The organism is Kitasatospora sp. NBC_01287 (assembly GCF_026340565.1).
Lineage (GTDB): Bacteria > Actinomycetota > Actinomycetes > Streptomycetales > Streptomycetaceae > Kitasatospora.
In genome coordinates this window covers 1,418,054-1,443,798 of record NZ_JAPEPB010000001.1, presented here as the reverse complement: position 1 = coordinate 1,443,798, position 25,745 = coordinate 1,418,054, and the positions used below count along the sequence as shown (strand labels likewise).

At 73.8% G+C, this 25,745-nt stretch carries 18 protein-coding genes, 1 pseudogene and 1 riboswitch; of the genes and pseudogenes, 9 read left to right on the top strand and 10 right to left on the bottom strand.

All coding sequences use genetic code 11. The annotated features are described in order from the left end of the window. Positions 1-19: 19 nt before the first annotated feature. Positions 20-121: pseudogene (locus OG455_RS05740) on the bottom strand (VOC family protein); the annotation flags it as partial. A 283-nt stretch (positions 122-404) separates the two neighbouring features. Between OG455_RS05740 and OG455_RS05735 the strand changes: the two are divergent. After that, complete coding sequence (locus OG455_RS05735) at positions 405-1,145, top strand: lytic transglycosylase domain-containing protein (protein WP_266290866.1); 741 nt, start codon at positions 405-407, stop codon at positions 1,143-1,145. Positions 1,146-1,376: 231 nt separating this feature from the next. Here the strand turns inward: OG455_RS05735 and OG455_RS05730 are convergent, their stop codons facing one another. After that, positions 1,377-1,757, bottom strand: a complete 381-nt coding sequence (locus tag OG455_RS05730) for a VOC family protein (RefSeq protein ID WP_266290864.1) — start codon at positions 1,755-1,757, stop codon at positions 1,377-1,379. A gap of 300 nt (positions 1,758-2,057) precedes the next feature. Further along, entirely contained in the window at positions 2,058-3,500 is a 1,443-nt protein-coding gene (locus tag OG455_RS05725; RefSeq protein ID WP_266290862.1) for an MFS transporter, read from the bottom strand. A 94-nt stretch (positions 3,501-3,594) separates the two neighbouring features. Here OG455_RS05725 and OG455_RS05720 point away from each other — a divergent pair, with 94 nt between their 5' ends. Then, positions 3,595-4,341 carry a TetR/AcrR family transcriptional regulator gene (locus OG455_RS05720; protein ID WP_266290860.1) on the top strand — a complete coding sequence of 249 codons (747 nt, stop codon included), beginning with the start codon at positions 3,595-3,597 and terminating at the stop codon, positions 4,339-4,341. Positions 4,342-4,396: 55 nt separating this feature from the next. Here OG455_RS05720 and OG455_RS05715 read toward each other — a convergent pair whose 3' ends face one another. Next, a complete protein-coding gene (locus tag OG455_RS05715) occupies positions 4,397-5,083 on the bottom strand; it encodes a response regulator transcription factor (protein ID WP_266290858.1) in 687 nt (228 codons plus the stop codon). Next, positions 5,080-6,357 carry a sensor histidine kinase gene (locus OG455_RS05710; protein WP_266290856.1) on the bottom strand — a complete coding sequence of 426 codons (1,278 nt, stop codon included), beginning with the start codon at positions 6,355-6,357 and terminating at the stop codon, positions 5,080-5,082. Before OG455_RS05710 ends, OG455_RS05715 begins: the two co-directional genes overlap by 4 nt. A 327-nt stretch (positions 6,358-6,684) precedes the next feature. Here OG455_RS05710 and OG455_RS05705 point away from each other — a divergent pair, with 327 nt between their 5' ends. The 4 genes from OG455_RS05705 (at position 6,685) to OG455_RS05690 (ending at position 14,614) form a co-directional block, all read left to right on the top strand. Further along, positions 6,685-7,542 (top strand): ABC transporter ATP-binding protein, encoded by an 858-nt coding sequence (locus OG455_RS05705; protein ID WP_266290854.1) that lies wholly within the window; start codon positions 6,685-6,687, stop codon positions 7,540-7,542. After that, complete coding sequence (locus tag OG455_RS05700) at positions 7,539-10,076, top strand: FtsX-like permease family protein (protein WP_266290852.1); 2,538 nt, start codon at positions 7,539-7,541, stop codon at positions 10,074-10,076. Before OG455_RS05705 ends, OG455_RS05700 begins: the two co-directional genes overlap by 4 nt. A gap of 475 nt (positions 10,077-10,551) precedes the next feature. Next, complete coding sequence (gene lanKC / locus OG455_RS05695; protein ID WP_266290850.1) at positions 10,552-13,209, top strand: class III lanthionine synthetase LanKC; 2,658 nt, start codon at positions 10,552-10,554, stop codon at positions 13,207-13,209. Positions 13,210-13,630: 421 nt separating this feature from the next. Next, entirely contained in the window at positions 13,631-14,614 is a 984-nt protein-coding gene (locus OG455_RS05690) for a S41 family peptidase (RefSeq protein WP_266290848.1), read from the top strand. A gap of 77 nt (positions 14,615-14,691) precedes the next feature. On the opposite strand, the gene OG455_RS05685 is transcribed toward OG455_RS05690, so the two are convergent. Then, entirely contained in the window at positions 14,692-15,924 is a 1,233-nt protein-coding gene (locus OG455_RS05685) for an aromatic acid exporter family protein (RefSeq protein WP_266290846.1), read from the bottom strand. A gap of 215 nt (positions 15,925-16,139) precedes the next feature. Between OG455_RS05685 and OG455_RS05680 the strand changes: the two genes are divergently transcribed. Together OG455_RS05680 and OG455_RS05675 are read left to right on the top strand one after the other, a co-directional pair. Further along, the gene (locus OG455_RS05680; protein ID WP_266290844.1) at positions 16,140-18,443 is read left to right on the top strand and encodes a molybdopterin cofactor-binding domain-containing protein; all 2,304 of its coding nucleotides are present in this window, start codon (positions 16,140-16,142) and stop codon (positions 18,441-18,443) included. A 12-nt stretch (positions 18,444-18,455) separates the two neighbouring features. Then, a complete protein-coding gene (locus tag OG455_RS05675; RefSeq protein ID WP_266290842.1) occupies positions 18,456-18,932 on the top strand; it encodes a (2Fe-2S)-binding protein in 477 nt (158 codons plus the stop codon). A 99-nt stretch (positions 18,933-19,031) separates the two neighbouring features. Here OG455_RS05675 and OG455_RS05670 read toward each other — a convergent pair whose 3' ends face one another. From OG455_RS05670 to OG455_RS05660, 3 genes are all read right to left on the bottom strand, one after another. Further along, the gene (locus tag OG455_RS05670) at positions 19,032-20,399 is read right to left on the bottom strand and encodes a hypothetical protein (protein ID WP_266290840.1); all 1,368 of its coding nucleotides are present in this window, start codon (positions 20,397-20,399) and stop codon (positions 19,032-19,034) included. Between the two features lie 272 nt (positions 20,400-20,671). After that, the gene (locus tag OG455_RS05665; RefSeq protein WP_266290838.1) at positions 20,672-21,256 is read right to left on the bottom strand and encodes an NUDIX hydrolase; all 585 of its coding nucleotides are present in this window, start codon (positions 21,254-21,256) and stop codon (positions 20,672-20,674) included. Continuing rightward, positions 21,253-22,878 (bottom strand): SDR family NAD(P)-dependent oxidoreductase, encoded by a 1,626-nt coding sequence (locus OG455_RS05660; RefSeq protein ID WP_266290836.1) that lies wholly within the window; start codon positions 22,876-22,878, stop codon positions 21,253-21,255. The genes OG455_RS05665 and OG455_RS05660 overlap by 4 nt, the downstream gene beginning before the upstream one ends. Positions 22,879-23,227: 349 nt before the next feature. Between OG455_RS05660 and OG455_RS05655 the strand changes: the two genes are divergently transcribed. Beyond that, entirely contained in the window at positions 23,228-24,196 is a 969-nt protein-coding gene (locus OG455_RS05655; RefSeq protein WP_266290834.1) for a 2-hydroxyacid dehydrogenase, read from the top strand. A 57-nt stretch (positions 24,197-24,253) separates the two neighbouring features. Here the strand turns inward: OG455_RS05655 and OG455_RS05650 are convergent, their stop codons facing one another. Further along, entirely contained in the window at positions 24,254-25,081 is an 828-nt protein-coding gene (locus OG455_RS05650) for an arylamine N-acetyltransferase (protein ID WP_266290832.1), read from the bottom strand. Between the two features lie 211 nt (positions 25,082-25,292). Beyond that, positions 25,293-25,406: riboswitch (SAM riboswitch) on the top strand. Positions 25,407-25,745: the final 339 nt, after the last annotated feature.

Here is a 25,745-nt window from a genome sequence, read left to right as displayed (position 1 = left end):
GGACGGTGACCGGCGGGCATCAGAGCGGGCTGAGGCGGGCCTTGAGCAGGCAGAACTCATTGCCTTCGGGGTCGACCAGGACGTGCTACTGCTCCTGCCCGCTCTGGCCGATGTCGCCGGGCGCGCACCGGGTTGATGTGAGCTTCGCCACGCAGCTGGGAATTGCGTACCCGTGTCCGGTTGCGGCATGGTGAAACCTCTGTCAGGCCCCGTGTACGGCCCGCGTGTTGGGCGTCAGCTGAATATCGATGGTCCGTACGCCGCCCGAACTCCTTGCCCGCACCGGCTTGTCCGGCACTCGGGCGCCGGGCCCGCGCCTCCCGTGACCAGCTCTGGTGGAGGCCAGTGACCAGGGCATGTTGCGTCCTCACGGTCACGCGGGGTCGACGCTGGAAGGAAACCATGTGACTCGGATCTCGGTCCGGGGAGTCGCTGTGGCCTCTGCCACCGCTGTCACCGCCGTCAGTGCCGTCGTGGGTGTGGCGTCGGGCAGCGAGGGCGCTACGCCCCAGTCGGTCGACGTCGCGGGAGCCACCCTCCTCGCGGACGTGCCGTCGCCCACCCAGGCGCAGGCCATCAGCGACAACTTCGCCGTCCAGTCCTCGGCTCAGCAGCAGTCGGCCGACCTCGCCGCGCAGAAGGCCGCGCAGGAGGCCGCCCGGCTGAAGGCCGCCGCCGACGCGCAGGCCAAAGCCGACGCCGACAAGGCGGCAGCCGACGCCGCGGCTCAGAAGGCCGCCGCCGACGCGAAGGCCAAGGCCGACGCCGCCACCGCCGCACAGCAGGCCGCCGCCCGCGCCGCGGCCAAGTCGCAGCTCGCCACCACGGACTCCGCGCCGCCCGTCGGCTCGTACACCGGGGGCTCGCCGCAGTCGATCGCGGCCGGGATGATGGACAGCACCGAGTTCCAGTGCTTCAGCAACATCGTCACGCGTGAGAGCGGCTGGGACGTCACCGCCCGCAACCCCTCCTCCGGCGCGTACGGCCTGGTGCAGGCGCTGCCCGGTTCCAAGATGGCCTCGGTCGGATCGGACTGGCAGACCAACCCCGCGACCCAGATCAAGTGGGGCCTGGGCTACATGAACGCCACCTACGGCAGTCCGTGTGACGCCTGGTCGTTCTGGCAGGTCCACCACGCGTACTAGCTTGATCTTCGAGCAGTCGCACGTTTCCGTGAAGCCCTGACCGTCACCGCCGCTCGGCGAATGCCATCGGGGCACCCCTTTCGCGCGCACGTGGACGCCTGCCACGTGCGCGCGAAAGAGGGGGCGAGGTGAGCGGCCCGTCGCCGGCCGAGCGCCCCCGAGTCGCCCCGATCTCCCGGATCACCGCGTCTTCGGCGGACCTCACCCGGGTCGAGGCATGACCGATGAGGATCAGAGCGGGTTGAGGCGGGCCTTGAGCAGGCAGAACTCGTTGCCCTCGGGGTCGACCAGGACGTGCCACTGCTCCTGCCCGCTCTGGCCGATGTCGGCCGGGCGCGCACCGAGCGCCAGGAGGCGTTCGAGCTCGGCGTCCTGATCGCGGTCGGTGGCGTTGACGTCGATGTGCAGCCGGGACTTCCCCGGCTCCGGCTCGTCGCTGCGGCTGAGGACGATCGTCGGTTGCGGGCCGCCGAACCCTTCACGCGGCCCGATCTCGAGCGAGCCGTCGTCCTCGCGGTGGAGCACGACGAAGTCCAGGACCTCGCACCAGAACCGCGCCAGCGCCTCGGGGTCGCGGCAACCGAGTACGAGCTCACTGATACGACATGCCATGGACGAAACCCACTCTCGGTCGGGGAACTGCCGGGCGAGCCGCGCGCGAACCTCGCAGGCCCCAGCGGCGAGGGCAATTCCGCGACCGTACCGAACGGGGCGAGCACGGGCCAATGATTTCAGCGTGATCCAGCGAGTGGCCGCCGCGAGCTGCCCGCGTGACGGAGCCGAACTCGACCTGGCCGGCCCCGCGTTCGTCCGCGAGCGGCTCCTGCACCGCCTGGAGTCCACCGAAGTCGGCGAACTCCTCGTCGAGTTCGACCTCCTCAAGGACGACCGGGCGGCTCCTGGCCAGGCGGCTCAGCCGTGTGCCTGCTGGGCGTGCTCGGGCAGCAGACCCACCAGCAGCAGGGTGAGGAGGTTCAGGACCGCGGCGATGGCGAAGACCAGTTCCGCGGCGGCGAGGTAGGAGTGGACGGACGGGTGCCCGACCCGGGCGAAGAACACCGTGCCGATGGCGGCGACGCCGATGGCGCCGGCGAACTGCTGGACGGCGTTGAGCAGGCCCGCGCCGGTGCCGACCTCCTCGGTGGTGGCGTCGCCGAGGATGAAGTCGACCAGCGGGACGAAGACCAGCCCGGAGCCGAAGCCGGTGAGCAGCAGCGCGGGCGCCAGGTTCCAGATGGTGATGCCGGCGCCCCAGTGGGCGGTGGACCAGCACAGGGCCAGCAGGCCGATGACGGCGATGGCGAGCCCCAGGCGCAGGCCGGCGCGGCCCAGCTTCTCGGCGAGCACGGCGCCGGCGAGCAGGACGGCGACGGCGGTGCCCAGGGCCCAGGGGATGAGGGTGAGGCCGGTGCGCAACGGCGTCCAGCCCAGGCCCAGTTGCAGCAGCAGGTTGATGACGAGGACGAACGCGCTCAGTGACGCGTAGAAGCCGGCCACGATCATCAGGCCGACGACGAAGCTGCGCTTGCGGAGCAGCGAGGGCGTGATCACCGGGTGCTCGCTGCGCCGTTCGGAGAAGACGAACAGCGCGAGCAGGGCGGCCGCGGCGGCCATCATGGCGTAGGTCCAGGTGGGCCAGCCGAGTTCGCGTCCTTGGATGAGCGGGACGATGAGCAGGGCCGAGGCCGCGGTGAGCAGGCCGATGCCGGTGAGGTCGAGGCGGGCGGTCGGGTCCTCCCCGCCGCGGTGCGGCAGCACGCGCCGGCCGAGCAGGAGGGCGGCGATGCCGAACGGGACGTTGATCAGGAAGATGGAGCGCCACTGGCTGCCGAAGAGGTCCAGGTGGAGCAGCCAGCCGGCCAGGATGGGGCCGGCCACCATGGTCAGGCCCATCAGCGGCCCGACCGGGGTCAGTGCCTTGCGCAGGTGCTGGGGCGGGAACACGATCTTCATCAGGGCCATGCCCTGCGGGATCATGACCGACCCGCACAGGCCCTGCAGCGTGCGGGCGACGATCAGGAAGGCCGGGTCGGGGGCGAGGCCGCAGGCCAGCGAGGCCAGGGTGAAGCCGGTCAGGCCGAGCAGGAAGAGCCGTCGGCGTCCGAGCAGGTCACCGAGCCGTCCCGAGGCGACCAGGCCGAGCGCGAAGGCCGCGGTGTAGGCGCTCAGCACCCACTGCACCGTCACCTGGCCGCCGCCGAGGTCGGCGCGGATGGACGGGCCGGCGAGGTTGGCGATGCTGGAGTCGAGCAGATCCATGATGTCGGCCATGACCACGACGGCCAGGACGAGCCACGCGGTGCGCAGCGGCAGCGTGGTGGTGGGCAGGGGAGAGGTTTGCTGGTCAATGGACACGAACACCGTTCTACAGCAGAGCGGCGTTCTGAACAATACGAACACCGTTCTTAGTGATGTGGAACACTGTTCGTCGATTCGCTAGACTGCCCGTATGTCACCGACTCCGCAGGAACGGCGCGCAGCGCGGCACCAGCTCGGCACCGGTTCGAGCGCACCCGCGGCCCGGCGTGGGCCCTCCGCCGGACGCAAGACGCCGATCACGGTCGAGGCCATCATCAGCACCGCGTTCGGCATCGTGGCTAGCGAGGGATACGAAGCCCTGAGCATGCGGCGCCTGGCCACCGTGCTGGAGACCGGGCCGTCGTCGCTCTACGCGCACGTGGTCAACAAGGAGGACCTGGACGAACTGCTCATCGGCCGTCTGTGCGCCGGGATCGACCTGCCCGAGCCGGACCCCGGCAGCTGGCGGCAGCAGCTCATCAGCGTCTGCACCCAGCTGCGCGACCAGTACCTGCGCTACCCGGGCATCTCCCAGGCGGCGTTCGCCGCGGCCCCGTCCAATCCGGACACGCTGCGCGTCGGTGAGGGGATGCTCGCCATCCTGCTCGCCGGAGGCATCGACCCGCAGGCCGCCGCCTGGGCGATCGACTCGCTCTCGCTCTACGTCAACGCCTACAGCCTTGAGGTCTCCCTGGCGGACAGGCGGGTCAGCCGCAGTGACGGCAGTTGGGTGGTCAGCCGCGACGAACTGCTGCGCCGGTTCGCCGCACTGCCCGCCACCTTCCCCCAGACCAAGCGCTACGCGGCCGAGCTCACCTCCGGCACCGTCAACGACCGCTTCGGCTTCACCATCGGCCTGATGATCGACGGGCTCCCGGGTTCACGACCAGGCCGGTGAACGGGCCGCGGTCCGCGCCCGCGGTGCCGGGCCGGTCGGCCTCGGAGCCTGTGTCTCAGCCCGTGGGGCCGGCCGCGACCAGGCCGGACTCGTAGGCGGCGATCACCGCCTGGGCGCGGTCACGCACCCGCAGCTTGCCGAAGATGCTGGTGATGTGGTTCTTGACCGTGGAGAGGCTGATCTCCATGGCCCGCGCGATCTCGGCGTTGTCCAGACCGGTGGCGATCAGGCGCCACACCTCGACCTCGCGGGCCGTCAGGTCGACCGGGCTCTGCGCCGCGGCCGTCGGCCGCGGCGGGTGGGACGCGGTGACGTAGGTGGAGAGCAGCCGGGTGAGCAGCCGGGGCGCCACGGCGGCCTCGCCGGTGTGCACGGTGCGGATCGCGGCGAGCAGGTCCTCCGGGGAGACGTCCTTGGGCAGGAAGCCGTAGGCACCGGCGCGCAGCGCGGCCACCACGTACTCGTCCATGTCGAAGGTGCTCAGTGCCAGGACCCGGCAGTCGGGCAGTTCGCGGGCGAGGCGCTCGGTGGCCTGGACGCCGTCGAGGACCGGCATCCGGACGTCCATGACCACCACCGAGGGCCGGTGCCGGTGGGCCAGCTCGACGGCCTGCTCGCCGTGCTCGGCCTCGGCCACCACCTCGACGCCCGGAGCGGGCGCCAGGATCAGGGCCAGGCCGCGCCGGACCAGCGGCTGGTCGTCCGCGATCAGCACCCTGATCGGCGCCGTGGTCGGTGTCATCCGAACAGTTCCTCCCTCTCGACGTTCTCGGCCGGGCCCAGCGGCAGGCTCGCCGTGACGCGGAACCCGCCCTCCGCCTGTGGCCCGGCCACCAGGCTGCCGCCGTTCAGCGCGGCCCGCTCCCGCATGCCGATCAGACCGTACCCGCCGCGCTCCCCGCCCGATCCCGGCGGGGTGAGGGCACCACCGTGGCCGTGCGCCCCGCCGGCGGTGCGGCCCGGCCGGCCGGCGCCGTCATCGCTGACCTCCACGGTGACCGAGTGCGGCCGGTAGGTCAGTTCGACCCGGGCCCGGGCAGGGCCGGCGTGCTTGCGGGTGTTGGTGAGCGACTCCTGGACGATCCGGAAGACGGCCAGGTCGGTGGTCGGCGGCAGCGCTCGCGCGGTGCCGTGGACGGTGAACTCGGTGGGCAGGCCGGCCAGCCGCGACTCGTCGACGATCCGTTCCAGGTCGGCGGTGCCGGGCTGAGGCGCGGCCGGGACCTCCTCGCGCTCGTCGTCGGCCCGCAGCACATCGAGCAGCTGGCGCATCTCGCGCAGTGCCAGGCGGCCGGAGCTCTCCAGCGTCACCAGGGCCTCGCGCACCACCTCGATGTCGCCGCCCAGGTTGGCCCGCGCACCGCCGGCCATCAGCTGCATGGTGGTGATCTGGTGGGCGACGATGTCGTGCAGCTCCCGCGCGATCCGCCGCCGTTCCTCGGCCACCGCGCGCTCCGCCAGCAGCCGGCGCCGGATCTCCAGCTCGCGCTGCCAGCGGGTGAGCACGGCGCCGGTGCCGACCACCAGCACGCTCGCCAGCAGGCTGCCCAGGACGTCCTCCCCGCCCAGGCTCAGGCGCGGTCCGAGGCTGGTCAGCGCGACGAGGGAGGCGGTCAGCCCCGCCGGCACGGCGAGGGCGAGCGAGCGGTACTGGGTGACGGCGAACAGTGCCACCGCGATGGTGCAGGGGAAGTGGTGCGACAGCGGCGCGCTCAGGTTCAGCGCCAGGTTGAGGGCCAGCACCACGACCAGGACCGCGAGCGGGTGACGGCGCCGGACCAGCAGCGGCAGCGCCGCCAGCACACTGAGCACCAGCCCCAGCAGGCTCAGCGGATGGTTGTCGTCCAGGCTGGTCATCGTGTAGCCGAACAGGTCCAGGATGGCCGAACCGGCGGCCACCAGCGCGTCGTTGCGGGTCCAGGGGGAGTCGGTGCCCGGTCCGTCGAGTGCCTGCGGTGCCTGTGGTGACTGTGGTACCTGCGCCGGGTCCGGCGGCAGCGGTCGGCGCGTCGCCATGCTGGTGGTTCTCCTCTGCGGGTGTCCTTTGCGCGTGTCCGCGGCGGGTGTCCGCGGCGGCCCGCGCGCCGGGCCCTCCCCGGTGCGCCGCGGCCGGCGTGCGCGAACCATTCTTCCACCGCCGCACCGCAGGTCACCGGGCCCGCGGGTGGATCCCGGGGTAGGAGCAGGGTCCTGGTCCCGCCGGCCGGTGGACCGAGGTCCCCCGCGCCTTCTCGTCCCGCGCTCGGACGAGAACGCGCCGGCCGGGTGATGGGCTGGAGACCGGTCGGGACGCCCCGGCCGTACCGCAACCCACCCCACCCCACCCCACCCCAGGAGGAGATCGTGATCCGCGCCCTGACCGGGTCCGCGACCGGTGACCCGAGGAAGGCGAGCGCCGCAACCGGGCCGGACGCGCCCGCCTACGAGGCGGCTCCGACCGCGGTGGACCGGCCCGAGCACCCCGCGATCGAGCTGCGCGGGGTGCGCCGCAGCTACGGCCGTGGCGGCAAGGCGGTGCAGGCCCTGCGCGGGATCGACCTGGCGCTCGGCCGCGGCAGCTTCACCGCCGTGATGGGCCCGTCCGGGTCCGGCAAGTCCACGTTCCTGCAGTGCGCGGCGGGCCTGGACCGCCCGGACGCGGGCGAGGTCCGGCTCGGCGGCCAGGAGATCACCGGGCTGAGCGAGAACCGGCTCACCCGGCTGCGCCGCAGCCGGATCGGCTTCGTCTTCCAATCCTTCAACCTGCTGCCCGCGCTGACGGTCGAGCAGAACGTGCTGCTGCCGCAGCGGCTCGCCGGCGGGCGCCAGGACCGGGCGCGGGCCCGGGAGCTGCTGGCCCAGGTGGGCCTCGGCGCGCACGCCGGGCGGCGGCCGAGCCAGCTGTCCGGCGGGCAGCAGCAGCGCGTGGCGATCGCCCGGGCGCTGATCACCCGCCCCGACGTGGTCTTCGCCGACGAGCCCACCGGCGCGCTGGACACCCGCACCGCGCACGAGGTGCTGGGCCTGCTGCGGCACGCCGTGGACGCGACGGGGGCGACGGTGGTCATGGTGACCCACGATCCGGTGGCGGCCTCGGTGGCCGACCGGGTGCTCTTCCTGGTCGGCGGCGCCATCACCGACCAGCTGCGCCACCCGGAGCCGCAAGCCGTCGCCGACCGGATGGCCGCGCTGACCGCCCGCCCCGCGGGGGCCGCCGCGTGACGAACGGACTGGCCCGCGCCTCCGTGCGCTTCCGGCCCGCCTCCTTCGCGGGCACCCTGATCGCCCTGGCGCTGGCGGCCGCCGTCGTGGCGGCCTGCGGCGTGCTGCTGCAGACCGGCCTGACCGCGAAGCTGCCGCCCCTCCGGTACGCCCGGGCACCGGTGGTCGTCGCCGCCGACCCGGACGTCAGGCTGAGCGTGAGGACCGGCCAGGACACCGAGACCGTGACGCAGGCGGTGCCCGAACGGGCCCGGGTGGACGCCGCGCTGGCGGGCCGGATCGCCGGCCTGCCGGGTGCGGCCGAGGCCCGTCCGGACAGCGCCTTCCCGCTGCCGGCCGGTGAGGACCACCCCGCGCTGACCGGCCGGGGCTTCGCCGCGCTCGGCATCGCCGGCCCCGCCGACCGGCTCCTCGAAGGCCGCGCCCCCGGCCCGAACGAGGTGGTGCTGGACGCTGACACGGCGCGCACCGCCCACCTCGCGCCGGGCGCGAGCCTCACCCTCACCGCTCCCGGCGGCACCGGCAGCTTCCGCGTCAGCGGCCTGGCCGCCGGACAGCCGGCCGGCCCCACCGCCTGGTTCGCCGACGCCACGGCCGACCGCCTCTGCGGCCACCCGGGCCGCGTCGACGCGATCACCGTCCAACCGCGCGACGGCGTCACCGTCCTGGCACTGGCGGCCCAGGTCCGCCAGGCCCTGGGCGGCGCCGCCGAGGTGTTCACCGGGGACGGCCGCGGCGCCGTCGAGCAGCCCGCGATCGGCGGGGCCCGCACCCTGCTGGTGGGCATCGGCGGCTCCTTCGGCGGCTACGCCACCATGACCGCGGTCTTCGTCGTGATGAGCACCGTCGCCCTCGCCACCGGTCAGCGCGTCCGCGAGTTCGCCCTGCTGCGCGCCATCGGCGCCACCCCCCGGCAGATCCGCCGCAGCATCGCCACCGAGGCGGTGCTGCTCGCCCCCGTGGCCGGGGCGCTCGGCATCCTGCCCGGACTCGCCCTCGCCCGCTGGTGGCTCGACCAGCTGGTGTCGCGCGGGGCGATCCCGCCCGGCGTCCGGCTCGACGTCGGCCCGCTGCCGATCCTCGCCGCCGTGCTCATCTGCACCCTGGCCGCCCTGGCCGCCGGCTTCCTGGCCGCCCGCCGCCCCGCCCGGCTGCGCCCCGGTCAGGCGCTCGGCCAGGCCGCCATCGAACCCGGCCGGCCCGGCCCGGTGCGGATCTGCCTCGGACTGCTCTGCACGGCGGGCGGTGTGGTGGCCGCTGTCCTCGCCGCCGGCCTGGACGGGGCGAAGGCCGCCAACACCGCGCTCGGCGTGGTCATGTGCTTCATGGCGGCCGTCGCCCTGCTCGGCCCCTGGGTGGCCCGGCTGGCCGCCGCCGTGCTCGGCGTCCCGCTGCGGGCCTGCGGCGCGCCCGGCTCGCTGGCCGCCGACAACACCCGGGCGGGCGCCCGCCGGCTGGCCTCCGCGATCACCCCGATCGTGCTGGTCACCGCGTTCTGCGGCACCCTGCTCCTCCTCCAGAGCACCATCGCGCACGCCACCGGCGAGAACATCCGCACCGGCGTCACCGCCGACCAGGTGCTCGGCTCCACCGCCCCCGGCCTGCCCGCGGGCACTGCCGAGCGGGTGGCCCAACTGCCCGGCGTGGCCGCCGCCGTGGGTCTGCTGCACACCTCCGCGCTGTTCGCCGCCGACCAGGACATCGACTCCGCCACCGCGCTCGGCGTCGACGGGGACCCGGCCAGGCTGCCCGCGGTGCTCGACCTGCCGGTGCGCGAGGGCGCGCTCGCCGACCTCGGCCGCTCCGCCGACACCGTCGCCCTGGACGCGGGCCTGGCCGACGAGTTGGGCGTGCGGGTCGGCGAGAGGGTGCCGCTCTGGCTCGGGGACGGCACCGAGGTGCGGCCCACCGTGGTGGCCACCTACGACCGCGGGCCGGGCCTCGGCCAGGTGCTGCTGCCGAGGGCGGCCGTCGCCGCGCACGTCACGGCCGGATACGACAGCCAGGTCCTGGTCGCGGACGCGCCGGGTGCCGATCGCGCGGCCGTGGCGGCCGCCTTGATCGGCCTGGCTGGCCCGGGTGGCGGTGCGACCGTCACCGACCGGGCCTCATTCGTCGCCCGGTCGGACGCGATGACGGAGCTCAACGGCTGGGCCGACACCGTGATGGCGGGCGTCCTGGGCGGGTTCGCCGCCGTCAACGCCGCCAACACGCTGGTCATGACGGTGCTCGACCGGCGCCGTGAGGTGGCGTTGCTGCGACTGGCCGGCACCACCCGGCGTCAGGTGCGCCGGATGATGCGCTGGGAGGCGCTGCTGGTCGCCGTGACCGGCCTGACGGTCGGCGGAGCCATCGCCTGGATCGCCCTTCTCCCGATCGCCCGCGGCATCGCGGGCACCGCACCGTACGTCCCGCCCGGCCTGGTACTACCCCTGGCCGCCGGAGCCGTCCTGCTCTGCCTCGCCGCGACCGGCCTGCCCACCCGGGCCCTGCTGCGGAGCCACCCGCTGACGGGCGGCCGCCGACGGCGGTAGCGGGAGGGCCTGTTGGCGGCCCCCTTCGAGGCAACCCCCTCGGGAGCCCCCTTCGAATGCGTTGCCGTTCGAGGTCGGCCCGCGACGCGCACACTGCGTGGAGTCGCGCGGACTGAACGTGAAATCAGCCGGGTTGGCCGAAAATCGCCGCCACCACTCCGGCGGCTCCCGCGGCGTGGTGGTCGGTGTGCGACCGGTGCCGCGCTCCGGGGGCGGGGCCTGGGGCGGGTGGGCGCGGCACGGATCGGCCGGCCCGCGGGGTTCACGGTTTTCCGGTCATCGTGGGCGGTCCGAGCGGGCTTCGATGGCCGCGCGGTTAACACGCCGTTATTGCTGCCGCAAGGTCTTGAGTCCATCCGGGAAACCCGGCTATAAATCCGGTCCAACGCCGGACACGAAAACGAGTCCGGGTCAGTGCGAACGGCCGGGCACACCCCGCACGGTCCGTCGATTTATGCGTGGAGGGGATCCTTCGGTGCGGCCTTCGGAGTACGAGCAGTTCTGCCAGGCGGACCCCGTCTACTTCGACGACCCCGGCTCCCGTGACGACCTCGAAGGCCTCTACCCGCCGGCGGTCCGGCCGGTGCCGGAGGGCTGGCGCCGCAGTCGCGACAGCGTCTGGGTCTACCTGCACCCCGAGGACGCGGTGCTGCCCGACCAGGGGTGGAAGGTGCACGTCTCCGGGGGGCTCGACGAGGCGCCCGAGATCATCGACACCGTGCTGGAGTTCTGCCGCGAGGAACTGCTGAGCGTCAAATTCCTGCGCGGCCGGGAAACCGTGCTGAAGGCGAATTCGAAATACGCGCCGCGGGGTTCCAGCGGAAAGCTGCTGACGCTCTATCCGCGGGACGAGGCCGAGCTGCTCCGGGTCCTCGAAGGGCTGGAGCCCCGGCTGGCCGGGCGGCGCGGGCCGTACATCCTGAGCGATCTGCGCTGGCGGGACAGCCTGCTCTTCGTGCGGTACGGCGCCTTCCGCCAGCTGTACTGCCTCGACGAGCAGGGCCGGACGGTCTCCGCGCTGCGGGACGCGGAGGGCACGCTCGTCCCCGACCTGCGCCGCCCGGTCTTCTCCGTCCCCGACTGGATCACGGTGCCCGACTTCCTGCGCGAGCAGGTCGAGTCCAGAGCGGCCGGCGCGCCCGAGGACTTCCCCTACGACATCGAGGGGGCCCTGCACTTCTCCAACGGCGGCGGCGTCTACAAGGCGCGCGACCGCCGCGACGGGCGGGTGGTGGTGCTGCGCGAGGCCCGCCCGATGGCCGGCCTGGACCGGCGCGGCACGGACGCGGTGGAACGGCTGCACCGCGAGCGCGACACGCTGCGGCGGCTGGCCGGCCTGGACTTCCTGCCCGAGCTCTACGAGCACCTGGTGGTCTGGGAGCACGAGTACCTGGTCGAGGAGTTCATCGAGGGCGAGAAGCTGGAGCGGCACCTGTTCACCGGCCGCTACCCGCTGCTGCGCCCCGAGCCGGACGCCGCCGCGCTGGCCGAGTACACCGCGATGGCGCTGGACTTCGGCGAGCAGCTGACCGCCATGGTGGAGACCCTGCACGAGCACGGGGTGGCCTTCGGTGACCTGCACCCCGGCAATGTGATGGTCCGCCCGGACGGCCGGCTCGCCCTGGTCGACTTCGAGCTGGCCTTCGACCTCCTCGACGGCACCCCGCCGGGCTTCGGTGCCCCCGGCTTCATCTCGCCGGCCGCCCGCACCGGTGCCGCGATCGACCGGTACGCGCTGGCCTGCATGCGGCTCTTCCTCTTCCTGCCGCTGACCTTCCTGATCGAGCTGGATTCGGCCAAGGCCGAGCAACTGGCCGCCGCCGCGGCCGAGCGGTTCGCGCTGCCGCCCTCCTGGGCGGCCGAGGTGGTCGGGCAGCTGCGGGCGGCCACCGGCGGCGCGCTGCCGGTCGGCAGCACCGAGCGCACCGGGACCGGGATCGCGCCCTTCGTCCCCGACGGCGCCTCGGCCGAGAGCTGGCGCCGGGTGATGGACGACCTGGCCGAGGGCATCCTGGCCGCCGCCACGCCGCAGCGCACCGACCGGCTCTACCCGGGCGACCCCGAGCAGTTCAACCGCGGCGGCATCGACCTCGCGCACGGCGCCGCCGGTGTCCTCTACGCCCTCGCGGAGACCGGCTACCCGGTGCCGGAGGAGCACGTCGAGTGGTTGCTGCGGGCCGCGCGGGACCCGAAGGTGGTCCGCCCCGGCCTGTACGACGGCCTGCACGGTGCCGCGCTCGCCCTGGACCGGGTCGGCCGCCCCGACGAGGCGGGCGAGATCCTGGACCGGGCCCGGGAGTTGACCGAGCACCGGCAGCGGCTCGGCGTCTTCGGCGCCGACCTGTCGGGCGGCCTGGCCGGCCTCGGCCTGAGCCTGCTGCACTTCGCCGACCGGCGGGGCGAGCCCGAGCTGGCCGAGCAGGCGCTCGGCTACGGCGAGCGGCTGGCCACCGGCGCGGTGCTCGGCAAGGGCCGGGTCGGGCTGCTGAACGGCGGCGCGGGCCTGGCGCTCTTCCTGACCCGGCTGCACGAGCACACCGGCGAGGAGCGCTGGCTGGATCTCGCCTTCGCCGCGCTGGCCCGCGACCTGGCCGGTGCCCAGGTGGACGAGAAGGGCATGCTGCTCACCCAGGACGGGCAGGGCACCGCCTACCTGGGCGCGGGCTCGGCAGGCGCGGCGATCGCCGCGCGGGCGCTGCTGCGCCACCGCGAGGACGCGCAGCTGAGCCAGGCCGTCGACCTGCTCGACCAGGCCTGCGCGGCCGAATTCTTCCTGATGCCGGGGCTGTTCGAGGGGCGGGCCGGACTGGTCTGCGCGCTCGCGGCGGCCGCCGGCGACCGGGACGCAGCCGGCGACGGTGGCTGCGATGGTGGCGGCGATGGTGGCCCTGGCGGCCAGGGCCGCAGTGCCGCGCGGCAGTTGGAGCGGCAGGTGGCCCGGCTCTCCTGGCACCTGGTGCGCCACCAGGACCGCTCGGCGTTCCCCGGCCAGCTCCTGTTCCGCCTCTCCACCGACCTGGCCACCGGCTCGGCCGGCATCCTGCTGGCGCTGCACGCGGCGTCGGCCCGGAAGGGCACGGCCCTTCCCCTCCTGGACCACCACGGCGCTCCACTGGCCGCGGTGCACGAGTAGTACCCAACCCATCGGTTAACGCAAAGAAATGAGGTGTGTCATGGCTTTCATCCTCGACCTCCAGGGCCTGAACGAGGAGAACGAGTCGATCGTCGAGTCGCTGTTCTGCAGCCACTGGTCCTCGCGTACCTGCATGTGACGTACGTGTTGACGCGTTGAACTGACAGCGGTGCCCACCCGAGCCTCAATCGGGTGGGCACCGCTGTTCGGTGACCGGGTCCGACAGGTCGGCCCCGGTCACGCTGGACCGACTCTACGACGCCCGCCGCTCGGCCGCGGGACGGGGCGGCAGGGATGGGTGCGCTGGTCGCCCACCGAGCCCTGGGGGAGGGCTGGTTGGGAGAAGGTGTACCGTCCCCGGTGACGTTGCGAGGTCTCAGGCAGGACCGGCGGCCCGATGCCGGTCGGGAGGGTGCACCCGATGCTCACCGTTCTCTCCGCCGCTCGCGGGCGGCGCTCGGCGCGCCGGATCCGTGCCTACCTGCTGGACGCGCTGGAGCTGATCCGCCGCACCGCGCTGTACAGCGACACGGTGGACTGGACGGGCGTCCGGCAGGAGGCGCAGGCCGTGCTGACGGGGGCCGGCGGCTACGCCGACACGCACACGCTGCTGCGCGAGGTGCTACTGCGGGCCGGTGGCCGGCACAGCGGACTGCGGCTGCCGCGGGCAGCCGTCCCGCCGGAGGTCAGGGAGCGGCTCGCGGCCCGGGCGGCGGCGTTGGGACCGCCGCTGCCGACCGGCCGGGTCGTCGAGGGGGTGGGCTACCTCAGACTGCCGGGGCTGTCCGACGGCTACCGCCTCGCCCGCGACTACGCCAGGGCCGGGGACGAGGTGCTCGGCACGCTGCTGGCGGCGGCACCGCGGGCGTGGGTGGTGGACGTGCGCGCCAACACCGGCGGGAACATGTGGCCGATGCTCGCGGTGGCGGCCCCGCTGCTGCGGGACGGCGTCCTCGGCCGGTTCGAGGGCCCGGACGGGCAGAGCGAGGCCTGGACGCTGGAGGACGGTCGGGTCAGCCTGGGCGGCAAGCCGACGGCCCGCTCGCGCAGTCCGCTCGGCTCCGGGCGGCGCGCGGCGGACGCACCGCTGGCCCTGCTCACCTCGGGTCACACCGCCAGCGCGGGCGAGGCCGTGGTGGTCGCCTTCCAGGGCCAGTCGAACGTGCGCACCATCGGCGCGCCCACCGCTGGCTACACCACCGGGAACCGGACCCACCAGCTGCGGGACGGCGCCCGGCTGGTCATCAGCGGCTCCTTCTACGCCGACCGCGAGGGCAACCGCTTCGACGGCCCGCTCCCGGTCGACGAGCGGATCGCCCGCGGCGAGCCCGACGCGGTGCCCGCCGCGGCACGCGCCTGGCTGAGCGGGCCTGGTCGCGCGGGCGGGGGTGACGGGCGGGGGTGAGGGGACGGGGGTGACGGGCGGGCTCGGGTGAGGGGGCGAGGGTACGGGCGGGCTCGGGTGAGCGGGCGGGCGGGGGGTTACGGCAGCACGCGCCGCAGCAGCCGCCCGCCGCCCTTGACCAGTCGCCGGGCCCCGCCGATCCGCTCCAGGCGGGCCCGGTTGGCCACCGAGGCGCGGTCCAGCTCCTCCATCAGGCGCCGGGAGCGGTGCTCCAGGTCCAGCTCGTCCAGGATCCGGTCCACCTCGGCCAGCATCGAGCCGTGCAGCTGCCAGGCCTGCGGGTGCTCCTGGACGCGCCGCAGCAGCCGCTCGGCGAGCTTCTCCCGGCTGGCCCAGGCCGCGGCGAGTTCGGCGGCCAGCCGCTCCTCCGCCTCCTGCGCGTCGCGGCCGACCTGGGTGGTGACCAGCACCGCGAAGCTGACCAGCGCGCCGCCGATGTGGCCGAGCAGCTCCTCCATCCCGAGCGCCAGGTCGGGGGCCAGCAGCCGTTCACCCTCCTCGCGGCGCTTGGCCAGGTCGGTGAGCGAGCGGGCCAGCACCCGCACCACCACCACGCAGATCTCCAGGGTGTCCAGGCCGGTGCGCAGCATGATCCGGGAGAGCAGGCCCTCGCGGATCCGCGGGTTCAGCCGCAGGCTGTCCTCGGCCTGGCGCAGCGCGCCGTCCACGTCGGCGATCGCCTGGTCGAGCCGGCGCGCCTCGTGCAGCCGGGCGGCCGCGCGCTCCACCGGGGTCGGTCCGCTCAGCTCCTCGGCGATGCTCAGCAGCAGGTGGCGGGCCCGGCGGGACAGGTCCAGGAGCGACTCGCCGGCGGTGTCCACCCAGACCGGCGGGGCGAAGAGCAGGTTGAAGAGCAGCCCCACCACGGCGCCGATCAGCGTCTCCAGGATCCGGTCCCAGGCCTGCGAGGCCACCTGGGTCACCCCGAGGATCAGCATCGCGCTGATCGCGACCTCGTTGACGAACTCGTCCACCCGCACGAAGTGGCCGATCGTCAGCGCCGCGAGGATGGTCAGCGCCAGGCTCCACCAGGAGAGGCCGACCACCGCGCTGAAGCCGATCGCGATCAGCACCCCGACCACCACCGAGTTCACCCGGCGGATCCCGGTGGTCAGGGTGGAGTAGAGCGTCACCTGCACCACGAGCAGGGCGGTCAGCGGCGCTGTCAGCGGGGCCGGCTCGCTGCTCAGGTGCAGTGCGACGACATAGGCGAGGGTCGCCGCGGCGGTCGCCCGGATGGCCTGCTCGACCACCGGCTCCCGCAGCCGGCGTCTGGCCTTCGCGATCAGCTCACCACGTGCACGGAACATCCTTCCCTTCTTCCCTCCCTGCCGTCCGCACACCTCGTGCCGCGCATCCCGTACCCGGATGCCGGTGCGGCAGCGCCCGGTGGGGTGAGCCGGGCAGCGTGCCGGAGCCCGTCGTGCCTGGTGGGGCCCGGCGTGCCCGAAGGGGCCGCGTGGCGTCGGGCAGCGGCGGTGTGGCAGGCTCGCGCTTCGCGACAACCCCGGGGAGAGGACAGTTGATGGGTGATCAGGATCACTCGGTGGGGCGGCGGAGGTTCCTGGGCTACGTGCTCGGGGCCGCCACGCTCACGGTGGCCGCGCAGCTCGGGGAGGCGGCGGTGCCCGAGCGGGCCGAGGCGGCGATCCCCTCGCTGCCCGAGCCGTCCGAGGTCTACGACCTGAACGACCTGCTCACGGACGCGGCGCTGCCCACCGCGAACCTGATCAGCATCCAGCTGAACACCGACGGCACGGCCTCCTTCGCGCTGCCGCGGGCCGAGGTCGGCCAGGGCGTCACCACCTCCAGCGCGATGCTGATCGCCGAGGAGCTGGACCTCCCGCTGGACCGGGTGCGGGTCACCCTCGCGGACGCCCGTCCCGAGTTGGTCTTCAACCAGCTCACCGGGGCCTCGAACACCACCCTCGCCACCTTCACGCCGATCCGGGTGGCCGCCGCGATCGCCAGGCAGCGGCTGCTCCAGGCCGCCGCCCTCCAGCTCGGGGTGGCGGTCTCGACGCTGACGACGAGCGCGGGTGTGATCACCTCGGCGGCCGGCGTCAGCATCGGGTACGGCGAGCTGGCGGTGGCCGCGGCCAGCGCCGGCACGGTGCAGGTCTCGGTGTCGCTCAAGCCGGCCGCGCGGTTCGGCGTGATCGGCACGCCGCAGAACCGGATCGACGCGCTGGACGCGGTGACCGGGCGCAAGCAGTTCGCCATGGACCTGAGCGTGCCCGGGGCGCTGCCGACCATGCTCTGCCGCCCGCCGACGATCAACGGCACGGTCGGTGCGGTGGGGAACCTGGCGGCCGTGCAGGCGATGCCGGGCATCACCGACGTAGTGGCCGTCGCCACCGGTGTCGCGGTGCGCGGGCAGACCTTCGGGCAGTGCATCGACGCGGTCCGCGCGCTGCAGGTGACCTGGGGCCCCGGCACCGCCGAGGGCACGAGTGACGCCACCGTGCTGCAGGAGCTGCAGGCGGCCGAACTGCCGCTGGTGGTCCCGCCGCTGCCGCTGCTCACCCAGGCGGTGGACGCCCGGTTCACCTTCCACTTCGCCAGCAACAGCGCGCTGGAGCCCAACTGCGCGATCGCCGACGTGCGTGCGGACCGGGCCGAGATCTGGGGCGCGCTGAAGGCGCCGATCGTGGCCCAGGAGCTGATCGCGGCCGCGCTCGGGCTGCTGCCCACCCAGGTCACCGTGCACGTCACCCAGGGCGGCGGGTCGTTCGGCCGCAAGCTCTTCCACGACGCGGCGCTGGAGGCGGCGCTGGTCTCCCGGGCGATGGGCAAGCCGGTCAAGCTGATGTGGCACCGCACCGACGACTTCCGCCAGGGCCGCGCGCACCCGATGTCGACCTCCCGGGTGCGCGCCACCTACTCGCTGGGCAACGTGGTCAGCTTCGAGCAGCGCCACACGTCGGTCGCCACCGACTTCGGCCACGGCGTCGGCGAGATCCTCACCTCGCTGGTCGACAAGCTGCCGGTGACCAATCTGGCCTTCTCCGAGACGATGTTCGCGCTCACCCAGCAGACCCCCTACGAGTTCGGCGTCACCACCCAGCTGCTGAGCGAGGTCGACCACGGCTTCAACACCGGCAGCATGCGCGGCATCTACTCGCCCAACGTCCGCTGCGCGCAGGAGCTGGTGGTCGACCAGTTGGCGGCGGCGATGGGCCAGGACGCCTACCGGTTCCGCCGCCAGTTCCTCAAGGACGACCGGGCCAGGGCGGTGCTGGACCAGGTGGCGCAGGCCGGCGACTGGGGCAGGGCGATGCCCGCCGGGACCGCGCAGGGCATCGCGGTGCACCCCGAGTACCACGGCTTCGTCGCGGTCCTGGCCGAGATCGACTGCACCCCCGCCACGGTGGGGCGACAGGTCCAGGACGCGTACACCGGGCCGCGGGTCACCAAGGTGGTCTGCGCGGTGGACGTCGGCCTCGCCGTCAACCCGCGCGGTCTGGAGGCGCAGATGATGGGCGGCATCATGGACGGCATCGCGGTCACGCTCTCCTCCAGCCTGCATCTGCGGAACGGCCAGTTCCTGGAGGGGAGCTGGGACAACTACTTCTACACCCGGCAGTGGAACGTCCCGCCCGAGCTGCAGATCATCGTGATGCCGCCCACCACCGGGATCCCGGGCGGGGCGGGCGAGTTGGCCGTGGCGGGCGCGATGGCGGCGGTGGCCTGCGCGTACGGCCGGGCCACCGGCGGCATGCCGACCAGCTTCCCGATCAACCACACCGCCCCGCTCGGCTTCGACCCGCTGCCGGCCGAGCCGCCGATCCCCGCGTCCCCCGTCGACGGCCTCGGCCGCGCCTACTAGGAGCCACTCACCGTGCCCCAACACACCTTCATCCTCAACGGCGCCCCGGTCTCGGTCGAGGTCGAGGACGACGTGCGGCTGCTCTGGGTGCTGCGCGACGTGCTCGGCGTCACCGGTCCCAAGTACGGCTGCGGGCTGGGCGTCTGCCAGGCCTGCACCAGTCACATCAACGGGAAGGCCTTCAACCCGTGCTCGGTGCCGGTCGGCGCGGTCCAGCCGACCGACGAGATCACCACCATCGAAGGCCTGCCCGCCACCGTCGGCAAGGACCTGCACCCCATGCAGGAGGCCTGGTTGGCGTACGACGTCGCGCAGTGCGGCTACTGCCAGCCCGGTCAGATCATGGCGGCCGTGGCCAAGGTGCGCCAGGCCCGCGCGGCCGGCCACGAGATCGGTGACGCCGACTTCGACGAGATCCGCAACATCTGCCGCTGCGGCACCTACTACCGGATCCGGGAGGCGATCACGGCTGCCGCGAAGCAGTTCTGACGGGGTGTCGGGGTGTCGGGATGTCGGAGTGGTGGGGCGGCGGGGTGGGGGGCGGTGGGGCGGGGCGCCGGGCGCCCCGCCCGGTGGCGGGTGCTCCGGTCAGTCGAGCGGCGGGAGTTCGATCAGCACGGAGGAGGCCAGGGCTCCGGCGGCGGTGTTGACGATGCCCGAGGCGCTGTCCATCGGCAGGCCGCGCGCGTAGGCGCCGCCGTAGCCGTTGACGCCGGTGAAGACGCCCCAGGCGACCAGCCAGGGAACCAACTCGCCCTGCTCGTCCGGGAAGTACTCCGTCACCGGGACCGCGCGGCGCTGCAGCAGGTACGGCCCGTCCACCGCGGCGGCGATCTGCTCGCGCCAGGCGTCGGCGCTCACCCGCTCGTCCCAGCCGAGCACGATGCCCTGACCGCCGTGCAGCAGGGTCGGCTTGAGGGCGAGCGACTCCTGATGGGCCAGGGCGTGGTCGAGCAACTCGACCCGCTCCCCGTCCTCCAGGGTGACCTGGCCGGCCCGGACCATCCGGGTCCACGGCAGCAGGCGGTCCAGACTCTCCAACTCCTCGGCGGTGAAGAGGTGGCGGTTGCGCTCGTCGGAGAGCATCGCCAGCGCGCCCTTGCTGGCGAAGGCCTCGGTGGCCATCGGGGTGAAGATCTTGACCAGCCCTGCCTCGGCCGCGTCCAGCACCGGGTCCATCAGCGCGGGGGCCTCGGGGGATTCCAGCAGGTCCTCGATCAGGAAGGTGCGCACCACGATGTCGATCGGCCGCCCCGCCAGCCGGACCCGGCCGTCGCGCACCTCCAACTCGCCGATGTGGCAGGCGTGCGCCTCCAGCCCGTAGCTCCCCCAGCGCTCGCAGAGCAGCTTGTTGTAGGGGGCCAGGGTCTCGTAGCTGCTCGGCCAGTCGGCCAGTGCCACCACCGGGTGGTCCGCCAGGGTGAAGCCGCACTCGGTCACCGTGTTGTGGACCTGGACCTCGGTGGAGTCGACGAAGCCGAGCCGGTGCTCGGCGGCGAAGTCGCGCAGCACCGGGTGCTCCAGCAGTGCCTGGGCCATCACGCCGTTGTCCATGCCGCCGAGCGCGCTGCCCATGTTGCACTCGAGCATCTTGAACCCGGACTCGGTGCAGTAGATGTCCGCGCGGGTCTGCCGGGTCACACCCTGGCCACGACCGCGCAGGATCGCCGAGACCTGCACCTCCGTCATGCCCACCGCGCGGGCGAAGGCGCCGAGGTCGCCGCCGAAGAGCAGTTCGGGCAGCCGGGTCAGGGCGCCGTGGAACCGCAGCAGGTCGAGTTCGAGCTGCTCCAGCTCGGCCCGGCCGATGAAGAGCGGCCGGGAGAGGAACTCCTTGCCGTAGAACGCAGTGAGCTGGGCCGAGTCGGGCTGGCTCCCGATCAGCTCGGCAGCGGTGGCGCCGCTCGCCCGCACCCGGGCCAGGTACTGCTCGGTCAGACTCGCACGGTCGCTCACGCAGCTCGCCCTCATCTCAAGTCCGGCACCGCCAGGGGACCTGGTCGCGCTCGGCTCCGGCGCGTTCTGACCGCGCCCTCCTCGTGGCAGGGGACGATAGCCGGAAGCGGCGGAACGGGGCGGCTCGCCTGCGCAGTTGAACAGGAGGCGGGGCGGGGCGGGGCGGGGCGGGGGTGAGGGCGGAGGAGAGGCGGGGGTGGGGCTGGGGGTGGGCGGAGCGGGGCGGGGGTGGGGCTGGGGGTGGGGGTGCGTGAGGGCGGCTCAGCGCCGGGTCACGGCCGGGTGCTCGCCGGGTAGCGGAAGACCCCGGCGGGCAGCGGTGCGGGGGTCGGCAGCCAGAGGCCCAACACCCAGGCGGAGGGCCCGAAGAGGGGTGCGGGCAGCCGGTCGAGCGCGCACCGCTCCCAACCCCCGCACGCGTGCGGCTCGGTGACCTCGGCCGGCGCGTCGCTCGGCGGCGCGAGCACGGCTGCGGTCAGCCGGGGGCGGCCGTCCAGGTGGTCGAGGAGCACCCCGAGTACCCGCATCAGCCCGGCGGGCAGCTCGATCCCGGTCTCCTCGGCCAGTTCGCGCGCCGCTGCCTGCTCGAACGACTCGCCAGGGTGGTCCACCTTGCCGCCGGGCAGGCCCCAGGTCGGCGGTTCGCCCGCCGTGGTGCGGCGGCCGAGCAGCACGCCGCGCCCGTCGGTGGTGGGGACGATGACGCCCGCGCCGATCAGCGGGGCCCGGTCCAGCGGCGTACGGTCCAGCGGCGTACGGTCCAGCGGGGCACCACTGATCGGGGCACGCTCCAGCGGGGCCCGGTCGGCTGCGGTGCCGTCGCTCGTGCCGCGGTCGGTCGCCGCGTCGGGGGTCACCAAGGAGAGGGCTCGAAGTCCTTGAGGAAGCAGCCGTAGACGTCCTCGCCGTGCTCGCCGCGCACGATCGGGTCGTAGACCCGGGCCGCGCCGTCCACCAGGTCGAGCGGGGCGTGGAAGCCCTCCTCGGCCAGCCGCATCTTGTCCGGGTGCGGCCGCTCGTCGGTGATCCAGCCGGTGTCCACGGCGGTCATCAGGATGCCGTCGTTCTCCAGCATCTCCAGCGCGCTGGTGCGGGTGAGCATGTTCAGCGCGGCCTTGGCCATGTTGGTGTGCGGGTGCCCCGCGCCCTTGTAACCCCGGCTGAACTGGCCCTCCATGGCCGAGACGTTCACCACGTACTTGCGGCGGGCAGGGGAGGCGGCGAGCGCCTTGCGCAGGCGGCTGACCAGGATGAACGGCGCCGTGGAGTTGCAGAGCTGCACCTCCAGCAGCTCGATCGGGTCGACCTCGCTGACGGTCTGCACCCAGCTGTTGGAGTCGGCGAGGTCCGGCACCAGGCCGCCCGCGTCGATCGCGGTGCCCGCCTCGATCCGGGCCGGCGAGGCCGAGCCGGTGACCAGCGCGAGCGCGGTGACCTGCTGCGCGGTGAGCGCCTCGCGCTCGCCGCTCGCCTGCCCGGGCAGCGCGGGGCGGTCGACGCTGCCGCTGCCGAAGGCGCCGATCACCTCGCTGGCGGGCAACTGCCCGGCCGGCAGCGGCGCGGACTCGGCGGCGACCAGCTCGGCGTAGGCGGCGGGGGAGCGGCGCACCGTCTGCGCGGCGTTGTTGATCAGGATGTCCAGCGGGCCCTCGGCGGCCACCGAGTCGGCCAGCGCGACGACCTGGGCGGGGTCGCGCAGATCGATGCCGACGATCTTCAGGCGGTGCAGCCAGTTCGCGCTGTCCGGCATCTCGGTGAAGCGGCGGATCGCGTCGTTCGGGAACCGGGTGGTGATGGTCGTGTGGGCACCGTCACGCAGCAGGCGGAGCGCGATGTACATGCCGATCTTGGCCCGGCCGCCGGTGAGCAGCGCCCGGCGACCGGTGAGGTCGGCCGACGCGTCCCGGCGGGTCCGGTTGGTCTCGGCGCACGTCGGGCAGAGCTGGTGGTAGAACGCGTCGACCTCGACGTAGCGGCCCTTGCAGACGTAGCAGGAGCGCGGGCGCTGCAGGATGCCGGCGATCTCGGCGGTCGCGGTCGGGCTGGTGAGACCGAAGACACCCGCGGTCTCGTCGTCGATCCGGCCGGGCGCGCCGGTCGCGGTGCGCGCGGTGACGGCGCGGTCGTTGGCCGTCTTCGCGGCGCGCACCTCCTGGCGGCGGCGCTGCTTCACGGTGCGGAAGATGCCGGCGACGGCCTGGCGCACGGTGATCGCGTCGGGGTGGTCGATCGGGAGGCCGTCCAGCTCGGCGAGCACGTCGAGGCAGAGGCGCAGGCGCTCGGGCGCGAGCCCGGGGCCGAAGTCGAGTTCGGCCTCGGTGGCCTCGGTGGCCTCGGTGGCCTCGGCGGCGGCGGCCTCGGTGGCCTCGGTGGTCGCGGTGGTGGCCTCGGTGGCGGCGGTCTGCTGGCCCTCGCCGGGCGGCGTCGGGTAGCCGATCGGCTCCTGCCGGTCGTGTCGCTGCTCCGCTGCCGTCGTCATGGCGTGCCGCTTCCTTGTGTCGCTGATGGTGGAGTGGGGATGTACTCGGTGAACTTTACGGAGTGGGCGAGGGTCGGCCAAACGGCGTTGTCGTGATGACGGATGACAGAATCTGAAATCTGTCATCCGTCAGCTGAAAATGCATCGCCGCTATCGGGAATCCGACGCCCGCCGACAGTCATCGAGGGAGCGTCCCCCCGCGTCGCCACGCTGAAGAGCCGACGCCCGCCACCCTCCGCGCGGCCCGTTGGCGACTCGTGCCGCCCGGGAGGTCGAGCCTCCTCCCCGCCCTCGGCGGTCGCCGGGCGTGGTGTGCCCCGCCGGTGGTGGCTCGGTAGATTCAGCATCCATGAGCGCTGAATCCACCGTCCCGCTGTCCGACCCCGTGGTGCTGCTGCCCTATCCGGCCGCGGAGATCCCGGGCCTGCCAGGTGGTGTCGAGGTGCACACCTTCGACGGCGCCGCCTGCGACGGCCGGCCGGGGCCGCCGCCCGCCGAGCTGCTGGCGCGGGTCGAGCTCCTGGTCGTGCCGTACCTGCGGACCGGGACGGTGCTGCCGCTGCTGCCCGCGATGGAGCGACTGCGCGTGGTGCAGACGCAGACCGCTGGGGTGGACGACATCTCGCCGCACGTGCCGCCGGGCGTCACGCTCTGCAACGCCCGCGGGGTGCACGACGCGAGCACCGCCGAGCTGGCGGTGGCGCTCACGCTGGCCGCGCTGCGCGACATCCCGGGCTTCGTGCGCGGGCAGGAGCGCGAGGAGTGGCGGTCCGGTTTCTACCCGGCGCTGGCGGACCGGACCGTGCTGATCGTCGGGTACGGATCGGTCGGCGCGGCGATCGAGGACCGGCTGCGGCCCTTCGAGTGCGAGGTCCTGCGGGTGGCCCGCACGGCGCGTGAGGCACCGGCCGGTCCGGTCCGCTCGCTGGCCGAGCTGCCCGAACTGCTGCCGCTGGCAGACGTGGTGATCCTCGCCGTGCCGCTCTCGCCGCAGACCCGGGGCCTGGTGGACAGCGCCTTCCTCGCCACGCTGCGGGACGGCGCGCTGCTGGTCAACGTCGCTCGCGGCCCGGTCGTGGTGACGGACGCGCTGCTCGCTGAGCTGACGTCGGGTCGGTTGCGGGCGGCCCTGGACGTCACCGACCCCGAGCCGCTGCCCGCGGGCCACCCGCTCTGGCACGCGCCGGGCGTGCTGATCAGCCCGCACGTGGGCGGCAGCTCCTCGGCGTTCCTGCCCCGCGCCCAGCGGTTGATCGGCGCCCAGCTGACCCGGTTCGCCAAGGGGGAGCCGCTGGCGCACGTGATGCCCACGGGGTGAGGGCCTGCCGTCAACACCACCCCGCACCGTCCAGCCCGGCCCACCCGCACTGACTCCTCAGCCCAGCCGCTCCAGCGCCGCCGGCTCCAGCGTGATGCCGAAGTGCTCGCGGTAGGCCGCGAGCCGCTCGTCCGGGTCGGTGAGCCGCTCCTCGTGGCGCTCGCCGCCGGCCGTGCGGATCAGCCGGTCGCCGGAGAGCGTGATCCGGCCCTCGGCGGTGGCCCGCGAGCAGGTGGTGCTCCGGGTGAAGTGCGAGTCCGGGGAGGTGGCCTGCCACCAGCAGGTCGGGACGAAGTCCGGGAGCTGGTAGGAGCGTTGGTCCAGTCGGTACTGGGGCGCGCCGTGCTCCAGGACGTCGAGGTCGGGCCCGTGATCGCGGACGGTGAAGACGCCGGCCGGGTCGTGCTGCTCGCCGCGGTCGGCCAGCCGCAGCGGCAGGCCGCTGAACCGCCCGAAGCCCACGTCCACCAGCCAGGGTTCGGCCAGCAGCACCCGCAGTGCCAGGTGGCCGAAGAGCGGACCCGGCCCGTTGTCGCCGAAGACCCGGGCCGCCAGTAGCTCGACCCGGTAGCCGAGCGCGCCGAGCAGCGCGGCGAAGGCGCCGTTGAGTTCGTAGCAGAACCCGCCGCGGTGCCGGTCGAGCAGCTTGGCCACCAGGGCGTCCGGCTCCAGCACGATCGGCTCGCCGAGCCGCACGCTCAGGTTCTCGAACGGGACCCGGGCCAGGTGCGCCTGCTGCAGGGCGCGCAGGCCGGCCAGGTCGGGTGCGGCGGGCCGGGCGGCGCCGATCCGGGCCAGGTAGGCGTCGACCCGCCGCTCGTCGAGCGGCGGGTGGGGGAGAACGGGCCGGTCGGGCTGGTCGGGCCGCGCGGGTTGGGCTGTCATCGGATCCCCTTCAGTTGACCACGGTGCTCATGATCCCGTACCGGGCGGCGAGCGGACCGTGATCCTGCCCATGGATCGGTAGGGGCGGCGTGACGCGTGGTCAGATCTTGATGCGCGCTGGTCAAAGGGGGCGGAGGCGGCGGGCTGCCGAGCGCGACAGTGGGTGGACGTCGATTGACGGCGTCGACACGGCGTTCGTACACTCGGGCTCGGCGAAGAATGTCAGCCACGGGCCCCGGCCGGCTGACTGGCAACCCTCCACTGCGGGTGGGGTGCCCCGGGGATAAGCCAGGTGGCATGGGTGTCATGTCCACAAGCGCAGCCGGCCCCTGAGGGGCTGGGACGGAGAGGTTCATGCGGCAGGGGTCCGATGGTGCGGCCGGCCAGCTGATGCTGGTCGCCCGGCTGGACATCGATCTGCTGCGTCGCGCCAGCTCGCTCTGTTGTTGACCACGCGTCACCAGTAGTCGATCGACGGGTCGGCGGGTGGCTGTGCGGCGGCTCGGGCCGCCCCGGTCCAGCGGACCGCTGCCTTGGCCGTCCCAGCGGGCGACCAACCTGGTCCGTACTCCGTCTCGGCGCCCCGCGTTCGGCTCCGCCAGGACGGGGCCACCTCGGCCGATGAGCTGACCAGCTGGCCCGGTCGGCTCATCGGACCGGGCCG